At 66.1% G+C, this 9,778-nt stretch carries 9 protein-coding genes and 1 riboswitch; of the genes, 7 read left to right on the top strand and 2 right to left on the bottom strand.

Going from position 1 to position 9,778, the window contains the following annotated elements:
* On the bottom strand, window positions 1-712 hold a 712-nt coding region (locus tag AB0J09_RS44140), incomplete at its 3' end, for an alcohol dehydrogenase catalytic domain-containing protein (RefSeq protein WP_360705119.1).
* 84 nt (window positions 713-796) lie between these two features.
* Here AB0J09_RS44140 and AB0J09_RS44135 point away from each other — a divergent pair.
* The gene (locus AB0J09_RS44135; RefSeq protein WP_360705116.1) at window positions 797-1,198 is read left to right on the top strand and encodes a helix-turn-helix domain-containing protein; all 402 of its coding nucleotides are present in this window, start codon (window positions 797-799) and stop codon (window positions 1,196-1,198) included.
* A gap of 700 nt (window positions 1,199-1,898) precedes the next feature.
* A complete protein-coding gene (locus tag AB0J09_RS44130) occupies window positions 1,899-2,111 on the top strand; it encodes a LuxR C-terminal-related transcriptional regulator (protein WP_132597751.1) in 213 nt (70 codons plus the stop codon).
* A 14-nt stretch (window positions 2,112-2,125) separates the two neighbouring features.
* Here AB0J09_RS44130 and AB0J09_RS44125 read toward each other — a convergent pair whose 3' ends face one another.
* A complete protein-coding gene (locus tag AB0J09_RS44125) occupies window positions 2,126-3,169 on the bottom strand; it encodes an NlpC/P60 family protein (RefSeq protein WP_360705113.1) in 1,044 nt (347 codons plus the stop codon).
* Between the two features lie 5 nt (window positions 3,170-3,174).
* Window positions 3,175-3,324: riboswitch (cyclic di-AMP (ydaO/yuaA leader) on the bottom strand.
* Window positions 3,325-3,599: 275 nt separating this feature from the next.
* On the opposite strand from AB0J09_RS44125, the gene AB0J09_RS44120 reads away from it, so the two are divergent.
* The 5 genes from AB0J09_RS44120 to AB0J09_RS44100 form a co-directional block, all read left to right on the top strand.
* Entirely contained in the window at window positions 3,600-4,169 is a 570-nt protein-coding gene (locus tag AB0J09_RS44120; protein ID WP_360705111.1) for an amino-acid N-acetyltransferase, read from the top strand.
* An 85-nt stretch (window positions 4,170-4,254) separates the two neighbouring features.
* Window positions 4,255-5,706, top strand: coding sequence for an RDD family protein (locus tag AB0J09_RS44115; protein WP_360705108.1), 1,452 nt, complete (start codon window positions 4,255-4,257; stop codon window positions 5,704-5,706).
* A 109-nt stretch (window positions 5,707-5,815) separates the two neighbouring features.
* Complete coding sequence (locus tag AB0J09_RS44110) at window positions 5,816-6,304, top strand: RDD family protein (protein WP_360705105.1); 489 nt, start codon at window positions 5,816-5,818, stop codon at window positions 6,302-6,304.
* Window positions 6,305-6,821: 517 nt separating this feature from the next.
* Window positions 6,822-7,154, top strand: coding sequence for an Lsr2 family protein (locus tag AB0J09_RS44105; protein ID WP_090937978.1), 333 nt, complete (start codon window positions 6,822-6,824; stop codon window positions 7,152-7,154).
* A gap of 1,100 nt (window positions 7,155-8,254) precedes the next feature.
* Window positions 8,255-9,778 (top strand): Clp protease N-terminal domain-containing protein (locus AB0J09_RS44100; protein ID WP_357862724.1); only part of this gene is annotated, 1,524 nt, incomplete at its 3' end.

The raw sequence follows: 9,778 nt of genomic DNA, 5'->3' as shown, positions 1-9,778 counted from the left end.
GTGCGACGAAGGCCCCGCCGTCCCGCACGGCGTCCAAGGCAGCCAGACCGAGCACGGCCGCGTCCACGACGGCGTCCACGCCCCCGGGGACGAGGGCACGTACGGAGGAGGCCACATTGTCGCCGCGGGGCACGAACCACTCGGCCCCCAGCCCTCGGACCAGCTCCTCGTCCCCGGCACCCGCGACCGCCGCCACTCGGGCTCCGCGCAGAGTGGCCAGCTCGACCAGGTAGCCGCCGACGGCTCCAGCCGCCCCCGTGACCAGCAGCGTACGGCCCGGGCCGACGCCCGCGCGGTCGAGTGCCTGCCAGGCCGTGAGCGCGTTGAGCGGGATCGTGGCCGCCTCCACCGCCGTGAAGCCGCGTGGGGCCCGCGCCACCGCCGAGGCGTCGACCACCACGTACTCGGCCTGCGCCTTGACCGGTAGCTCCAGGCGCGCCACGAGCCCGATGACCTCCTCGCCCACGCGGAACGAGACCCCGTCGCCCACCTGGTCGACGGTCCCGGCGGCGTCGAAGCCGAGCCCGTACGAGTCCAGCTTGCGGGCCACGCCGTGGTCCGCGAGCGTCCCAGCCGCCACGGCGAGGTCGAACAGATTCACCCCGGCCGCCGCCACCTTGATCCGCACCTGTCCGGGCCCCGCGGTAGGCACCGGCACCTCCACCAGCCGAGGAGCGCCGGAGCCGCCAATGAGTGCACGCATGTTCGTCATGGCGACGAGAGTAGGAAGAGTTACTCTCTTCTGGTAAGTAGGCACCTGGAAGTGCGTAACCCACCCAGGAGGAGGAGCGAACAAGTGGCCACGAAGACGGCGGTGGAGCGGCGTGACGAGGCCAGGCAGGCGTTCGACGCGTACTTCGCCCAATGCCCCTCCAGGAAGCTCCTCGACCGCCTCAGTGACAAGTGGGTCACCCTTCTGCTCAGCGCGCTGGCGGAGGGGCCGCGCCGCTACAGCGACCTGGCCAGGCGCGTCGCGGGTGTCAGCCAGAAGATGCTCACCCAGACCCTGCGCGGCCTGGAACGCGACGGCCTGGTCTCGCGCACGCTCACTCCGTCGGTGCCCGTACGGGTGGACTACGCGCTCACCCCGCTGGGCGAGAGCCTGATGCCGCTGGTGGGCGCGATCAAGAGCTGGGCGGAGACGCACATCGAGGACGTCGAGGCGGCCAGGGACCGCTACGACGCCGCCAACGCCTGACCGAGCCCCTTACAGAAAGTGGTCGCGAAGCTGCCTTCCGGCACGCCGGTTACCGATACGAGGGCAGTTGTCAGCATCGGGTCAAGGCCGCCGGCGAGCGTTCCCCTCCAGCGCCGCAAGCGCCCGAAGCCCTGCTAGCGCCGACGTGATCGCCATATCGGACACCGGGTACGCGCGCCCGGAAACAGGGCCGCCGGCCCCGGGCGGTGGCGCGAGCAGTCCGGCAGCGGCCACTCGATTACCCGTAGGCCAATCGGAGCATGCGGCTCCGAATAATCCAGTACGTCGATCCTGCCTGCCATTTCAACGGCTTGACCTGGATCTCTCGAATGGAGTGCCGGCGCCGTACGAAGCGAGCGATTGGTGGCTGCCGCGCAAGCGGAAGATCGCGCATCGCACGCTCAGACGGCAATGACCGGCTTATGGATCACACCGAAACTCCGCGCCGAACAGATCAAAATCGGCAACGTCCGAAGATCCCATTGATGGCACATGGGAAGGCTCAATGAGATCACTCATCCGAGGCTGGGCGTTCTGACATATCGCGAGTGCGTCATATATAACGGATCATGTCAATAGCGCTCGTCAAGTGCGGCGATTGTCATGCTTGACGACCTTTCCAGGATGCGTTTACCGTCTGCGAGGAGCGGCTTTGGCCCATCTGTGAGGTCCGAGTTCTGCTGTTGGGGGAGGGCTCCCGATGGATGTGCTCACTGAAGGCGTTGAGCTAAGCCATGCTGATTTGGCGCTGCTGGCGGAGCTGGCAAGGGGAGTCACGGTCGATCGGGTGGGCAGACGTCTGGATATCAGCGGCCGCACGGTACGCCGGAGATTACGGGGCATCTGCGACCGCATCGGCGTCGCCACGGCGATCGAGGCCGTGGCCTGGGCCGCGCGTCGCCAGCTGATCTAGTGCTGCGGGAAGTCTCAGTCGGCGATGCGCACCGCGCCGGCGAAGGGCCGCCTGCCGAGTGCCGAGATCCGTACGACGTCGCCCGTCTGCGGGGCGTGCACCATCATGCCTCCGCCGATGTAGATGCCCACGTGGTGCAGGTCGCTGTAGAAGAACACCAGGTCGCCGGGCCGCAGCTCAGAGCGGGAGATGTGCCTGCCCGCGGTCCACTGGTCGCCGGTGTAGTGCGGTAGCGAGATGCCCACCCGCTGGTACGCCGCCATGACCAGCCCGGAGCAGTCATAGGAGCTCGGGCCCTCGGCGCCCCAGACGTACGGCTTGAGCTGCTGCGTGAGCGCCCACCGCGCGGCCTCTGCGGCCTTGCCGCTGCCCGCGATGGGCAGGTTGACCCGCACGGCGCGCGTGCCTGGCTGCCCCGCCTCGCCGAGGGCCCGTTTGAACAGGCTGCTCTCGACCTTGGTGACCAGCTTGGTGATCTTGTCGCGCTTGGACTGGAGGTCGTCGACGATCTTCTGGACCTCGTCGATGCGCGCCTTGGCGCCTGCCTTGGCACGGGCGGCGGCGTCCATGGCCTTGGCGAGCTGGTTGATCTCCTCGCCCTGCTCCTGCTCCAGTGCGTACGAGGTCGCGGCGCGGCTGAGGAACTCCTCGGGATCTTCGGAGGTCGCGAACGCCAGAGTCTTGGTGAAGCCGCCCGTGATGTAGGCGTTCTGGGCGAGCAGGGCGGCCTTCGCGCGCTTGGCGGCCAGATCCGTCTCGCTGCTCGTCAGCGTCTTCTGCGCGACCTCAGAGGCCTTCTTGGCCGTCTTGAGCTTCTCCCGCTGGCCGTTGTACTGCTCGGTCAGCGTCTCGATCTGGGTGTGCAGCTCCTGGGCCTGGTTGGCGAGCTCCTTCAACGAGGGCTTGGGGTCCGCGGACGCCGAACCGACGGGGATGGCGAACAGCAGCGCGGCGACTGTGAGACTCACCACACCGAAGTGGCGCGGGCGCCGTGCCCGTTCCGGAGGGCGGGCGTGCTTGCCCGCCGACTTCCCCCCACCGTTGCGCGTGCGCTTCACCAACCAGCTCCTCTCTTGGACGCCTACCGGGTTAGCTGACGGGTTCGGGCCGGAGCAGCCCTACCGAGAGACTCGGACTCACCCCTGTGGTGGCGCTGGAGGTCGCCACCGATGGATCCCCGGCTCCCCTTTCGGGAATTGAGCGTGTCTCCCGCGCGGCACGCGGGGAACATTGTCGCTGGACACTAATGCACTCCAGGTTCGTGCTCAACCAGAACTGCCAAGTCTGTAGAGGTTTCACAACCGAAGGGTCACAAGGTGATCTCGTGATCACCTGTGCAGAACAGACCTTATGCCCTCTATGTCCGTCCTTTCGCGCAAACGAGACTGGGGGCAAGCTCCGTGCTCATCTGGCCACGGGATGTAACAGGATGGGCCGAGACATGGGAGTTAGGGCCGAGCCGTAATGAGATCTGTACCCTGGAGTGCCATGGAGCAGGTGGCCGAACTGACAACGCCCGAGACCGCGGTGGTGGTCCGGCGAGCCCGCACGCCCGACGTGCGCGCGGTCAGGCGCCTGGTGGACACCTACGCGGGCGCGGGCCCGCGGCTCCTGGAAAAGGCCACTGTGACGCTGTACGAGGACGTACAGGAGTTCTGGGTGGCCGACCGAGGCGGGCAGGTCGTCGGCTGCGGCGCGCTCCACGTGCTCTGGGAGGACCTCGCGGAGGTCCGCACGGTGGCCGTGGACCCCGAGTGCCGGGGGATGGGCGTCGGCCACCGGATTGTCTCCGCGCTGATCCAGCACGCTAAAGATCTGGGTCTGCGACGTGTATTTTGTCTCACTTTTGAGGTCGACTTCTTCGCGAGGCACGGGTTCCGCCCGATCCAGGGCACACCGGTCTCACCCGAGGTCTACGCCGAACTGCTGGCCTCGTATGACGAGGGTGTGGCGGAGTTCCTCGACCTGGAACACGTCAAGCCGAACACGCTGGGCAACACCCGCATGCTGCTCCACCTGACATCGGGTGACGCGGACCTTGACCAGATGGAAAGGTGATTGTTGATACCTATGTCGATACGTTGGGCAGCACAGGCATGTGTCCTGACACGTGCCACATGCGCACTCGAAGCGAGGTGACACGGTGAGCACCGGACAGCCGCCGTATCCACAGGACGAATCCGGCGACAATCCCGCCGGCACTCCGGAATACGGTCAACAGAACGCGGGTCGCCGCCCCGGCGAGCCCGACCCCGACGTGACTGTGGTCGGCTACCGGGCGGACGATGCCTACGGTCAGCAGCCCCAGTACGGCCAGCAGGGCTATGGCCAGCAACAGCAGTATGGCCAGCAGCCCCAGTACGGCCAGCAACAGCAGTACGGTCAGCAGCAGCCTCAATACGGCCAGCAGCCCCAGTACGGCCAGCAGCCGCAGTCCCAGCCCGGCTACGGCCAGCAGGGCTACGGTCAGCAGGGCTACGGTCAGCAGGCCCAGTCGCAGCCGGACTACGGGCAGCAGCAGTACGGTCAGCAGCCCCAGTACGGCCAGCAGCAGCCGGGCCAGCAGGGCTACGGCCAGCAGCCCCAGTACGGCCAGCAGCCGCAGTCGGGCCAGCAGGGTTACGGCGGCCAGCAGGATTATGGCCAGCAGCCCCAGTCGCAGCCCGGTTACCCGCAGCAGGGCTACGGCCAGCAGCCGCCCTCGGGCCAGCAGTACGGGCAGCAGGCCCAGTCGCAGCCGGACTATGGTCAGCAGCCTCAGTACGGCCAGCAGCCGCAGTCGGACTACGGGCAGCAGGGCTATGGCCAGCAGGGTTACGGTCAGCAGGCCCAGTCGCAGCCGGACTACGGGCAGCAGCAGTACGGTCAGCAGCCCCAGTACGGCCAGCAGCAGCCGGGCCAGCCGGACTATGGCCAGCAGCAGTACGGTCAGCCCCAGTACGGTCAGCAGCAGTCCCAGCCGGGCTACGGCCAGCAGTACGGCGACCAGCAGCAGTACGGCCAGGCTTACGGGCAGCCGCAGCAGTACGGGCAGCCCGGCTACGGTCAGGCCTACGGACAGCCGGGTCCGGTGGGCGTCCAGCCGCCCGGCGCGCCGGCCCCGCTGGCGGAGTGGTGGCAGCGCCTGGTGGCGAGGATCATCGACGGCGTCATCTTCGGCATCCTCTACACGGTGATCAGCATCGTCGTCGGCCTGCTCGCCGTGGGCTACGACTCCGCCACGGGTCTTACCACCGGCATCCTGAGCGGCTTCCTGGTTGCGCTCGTTCAGTATCTCCTCCTGGCCTTGCTGTATGTCGGCTACGACTTCTTCATGACCAAGATGAACGGCCAGACGGTTGGGAAGATGGTCATGGGCATCAAGGTCGTGCCGGTCGGTGCCGGGATGCCGCCCGGCGGCCTGGCCACCGACGCGGCGCTCAAGCGTGCGGCCGGCACCTGGGGCTGGTACTTCCTCGGCGTCATCCCGATCATTGGCCCGCTGTTCGGCGTCATCGGCACGGGTCTGAACGCTGCCTCGCAGCTGTGGGACAAGCCGCTGCAGCAGACGTTCGCCGACAAGTTCGCGAAGACCGTAGTGGTGAAGATCAAGTAGTTCACGCGACAGGTAAAAGCAGGGGTCGGCTTCGTGCCGGCCCCTGTTTTGTGTGCGGGGGGCGTACCAAAATGGGGGCCTGGGTCGCTGATGACGCGAGGTGGGAGTTATGGCCGGGTCGCCGTCGTGGGCGGACGCGCTGCCCGCGGAATGGTGGGAACGGCTCGCCGCCCGAGCGATTGAAGCGCTCGTCTTCGGGGTGTTCTATTACATTCTGTTCATCGCGCTATGGGGCATCTTCCGAACTGTAGGCATGCTGGAGGTGTTCGACGGCCGACTGCCCGGTGTGTTCGCGTGGCTCGCCGCAGGGCTGGGTTATGTGGGCTACGACTGGTGGGCCCATTCCAGGCGCGGCAGGACGTTCGGGAAGGCGATCATGAGGATTCGCCTGGCCCCGGACGATGTTCCGTCCGGCGCGCTGCTCAAACGGTCCCTGCTCTATCCGGGGCCTGTCATGCTGATGGGCATTCCCGTGGTCAATCTGCTCGCCGGAATGCTCCTGTTCTGTGTGGGCTTGCTCATCCTGATCGACAAGCCCCTGGAGCGGGGGCCGCACGACAGACTAGCTGGAACGCGCGTCGTAAAAGATCTTCAGTGAGCCATCCGCCCCAGGCGGGATGCCAATTCTCAAAATTTTCCCTTGATCCGGTAAGGAGTCTGGAGAGACTGGCATTAGGCTATGGGGCGTCCGGGCTGCCGGATGTTGGCGCCCCCGCGACGCGTGGGGCATCTGTGCGCCGCTATGGTCGTGTCTGGGTGGTAGACACCTTGTGCGTCACGAGGGTCCCGGTGCCCCTCCTGGTCGCGCTCCCATCCATATAATGCGCCCCCGAAACCCCGCTAGCCGTGGAGGCGAGGACGAATGGAAGCCCTTACAGACGTATTGTCAGCGCTCATCCCCCCGGTGGTGGTGGGCGGCGCCTTCATCTTTGGCGTAGTGAAGTTGGTCCGATCCGAGGTCCTCGGAGGTCGCCGAAACCGTGAGGATCAGGCCGAGGAGCCAGAACTGATCGGCCAGTCAGCCGAATCCCCGCAGCGCTGAATTGTCTCCGCGCCTTTCCGGGTATATGTTTGGGCAGGCGAATGAAACAATGCTCCGCGAAAGGATTGCGTACATGGCCAAGCAGATCCAGGAGATTCTCATCGATGACCTCGATGGGGGCGAGGCCAATGAGACGGTCAGCTTCGCTATTGACGGCTCGTCCTATGAGATTGACCTCAGCGACCTTAACGCGAAGAAGCTGAGGGACGCACTCACGCCTTTCGTGCAGCACGCGCGCAGGGCGGGCGCAGTCTCCACGCGTCGCCGCGGTCGCGGCGGCAGCCGGGCGATGAGCCGCGAGAAGAGCTCCGAGATCCGGCAGTGGGCCAAGGCTCACGGCCTGCCGGTCAGCGAGCGCGGGCGGATCGCCTCCACGGTCGTCGAGAAGTATGAGGCGGCTCACTGAGCGAGTCGCCTATCGACCATGCGCTTATGCCGTTCGCCTAGGACCCCGGCGGCCGCCATAAGCGCATGATCGTATCTGGGGCCGGTTCTCGAATGCCGCGTGCCCGGATGGCGATCTTCCACGTCGTACATATGCGGGCGTTTTGGTCGGGTGTGCCGGTCCATGGGCCGGCGCCGTTTCACCGGCGGGCGCCCGCATATGTGGTTACGCCCCGTGCTGCTCCCGAAAAGTCAGTCACGGGGCTATACCTCATTCAACGTACGTTCGCGGCCGTACGTCACGAGTGGGCGCCACGTTCATGGAACGCGCCATCGCCGTAAATCACGGTGACGTATAGCCGGAAGTCGCCTGAAGGCGATCTCCGACCACGGTCGCGTCTATAGCGATGATCTCTCCGAACGTAAACCGGGCACCGCTACTGTAAGTAAACCCGCGACCGGCGGGATGGACGGCTCCGGGCAATACCGGCGGCCCTGCCGGCTCCCGGCGGCGGGTAAACCTGCTAACCCGAGCATGGCTCGCACAAACCCCGTTCCCCGGCATGTGCGCACAATGCCCTGCCATCTCGGGCGCACAGAAGTGCGGCGAATGTGGCGTCTCGGGGCAGGATTGATCTCATGATGCGAGATGAACTCGGTAACCGGGCTGACCAGATGGCGTGATTCCCGCGGTGTGCGGTCCGTGCCGCGTTGTGCTCAGGGCGTAGCACGGCCGTTTGGACGGGGGGGCCTCCCGTACATAGGATGATTGCGTAACGATACGGACGCGGCATCTGAGATGTGCGGGCGAAGGGGCGGTCCCCAACGCCTACTCCGCTCCGGCGCGTCCGATGGCCGATCCGTGTGGGTCCGTATGCGTCGCGAGGGCAATTTTTCGACGCTTCCGAGAAGCGTCTTAAACATCGTTCGCTTGCGGCGTATCGGGAACACGTCACCCCCGAACAGTAGTTGGATGGAGGGTGAACGCCCTGCTCTCGGGGAACGTCTCTGCTATAGAGCGTGTCAGCGGCAGTGGGCACGGTTCGCCGAGCCAGGGCTAGCATGCGGGATGACGGGACCGGATTTACCGGCCTGACTGACCGCTCTGTGAGGAGCGACGAGATGTTCGAGAGGTTCACCGACCGAGCGAGGCGTGTTGTCGTCCTGGCCCAAGAAGAGGCCAGGATGCTCAACCACAACTACATCGGCACTGAGCACATTCTTCTTGGCTTGATCCATGAAGGTGAGGGCGTGGCCGCCAAGGCTCTGGAGAGCCTCGGCATCAGCCTTGAGGGTGTGCGCCAGCAGGTCGAGGAGATCATCGGCCAGGGCCAGTCGGCTCCGTCGGGGCACATTCCGTTCACCCCGCGGGCCAAGAAGGTCCTCGAGCTGTCGCTCCGTGAGGCTTTGCAGCTGGGCCACAACTACATCGGCACCGAGCACATCCTGCTCGGGCTCATCCGCGAGGGTGAAGGTGTGGCCGCCCAGGTGCTGGTCAAGCTTGGAGCTGATCTCAACCGTGTGAGGCAGCAGGTCATCCAGTTGCTCCACGGTTACCAGGGCAAGGAGCCGGCCGCGGCGGGTGGTCCGCAGGAGTCGGCCCCCTCGACCTCCCTGGTGCTCGACCAGTTCGGCCGCAACCTGACCCAGGCGGCCCGTGAGGGCAAGCTGGATCCGGTGATCGGCCGTGAGAAGGAGATCGAGCGGGTCATGCAGGTCCTCTCGCGGAGGACCAAGAACAACCCGGTTCTGATCGGCGAGCCCGGTGTCGGCAAGACCGCCGTCGTCGAGGGTCTGTCGCAGAAGATCGTCAGGGGTGAGGTGCCCGAGACGCTGAAGGACAAGCAGCTGTACACGCTTGACCTCGGTGCTCTGGTGGCCGGTTCCCGTTACCGCGGTGATTTCGAAGAGCGTCTGAAGAAGGTGCTCAAGGAGATCCGTACGCGCGGGGACATCATCCTGTTCATCGACGAGCTGCACACGCTCGTGGGCGCGGGCGCGGCTGAGGGCGCGATCGACGCGGCCAGCATTCTCAAGCCGATGCTGGCGCGCGGCGAGCTGCAGACGATCGGCGCGACCACGCTCGACGAATACCGCAAGTACCTCGAGAAGGACGCCGCGCTGGAGCGCCGCTTCCAGCCGATCCAGGTGGCCGAGCCCTCGCTCAGCCACACGATCGAGATCCTCAAGGGTCTGCGCGACCGCTACGAGGCGCACCACCGCGTGTCCATCACCGACGACGCGCTGGTGGCCGCCGCGCAGCTGGCCGACCGCTACATCAGCGACCGCTACCTTCCCGACAAGGCGATCGACCTCATCGACGAGGCCGGTTCCCGGATGCGCATCCGCAGGATGACCGCTCCGCCGGACCTGCGCGAATACGACGAGAAGATCGCCAACGTCCGCCGCGACAAGGAGTCCGCGATCGACGCGCAGGACTTCGAGAAGGCCGCTGCCCTCCGCGACCAGGAGAAGCAGCTCCAGCTCAAGCGCGAGCGGCGGGAGAAGGAGTGGAAGGCCGGCGACATGGACGTCGTGGCCGAGGTCACCCAGGAGCTGATCGCCGAGGTTCTGGCGACCGCTACCGGTATCCCGGTCTTCAAGTTGACCGAGGAGGAGTCGCAGCGTCTGCTCCGTATGGAGGAT

The organism is Nonomuraea sp. NPDC049784 (assembly GCF_040659615.1).
In the GTDB taxonomy this organism is placed as follows: domain Bacteria; phylum Actinomycetota; class Actinomycetes; order Streptosporangiales; family Streptosporangiaceae; genus Nonomuraea.
Note: the sequence above shows the minus strand (reverse complement) of the source record. Positions and strands in the feature narration are given on the sequence as shown.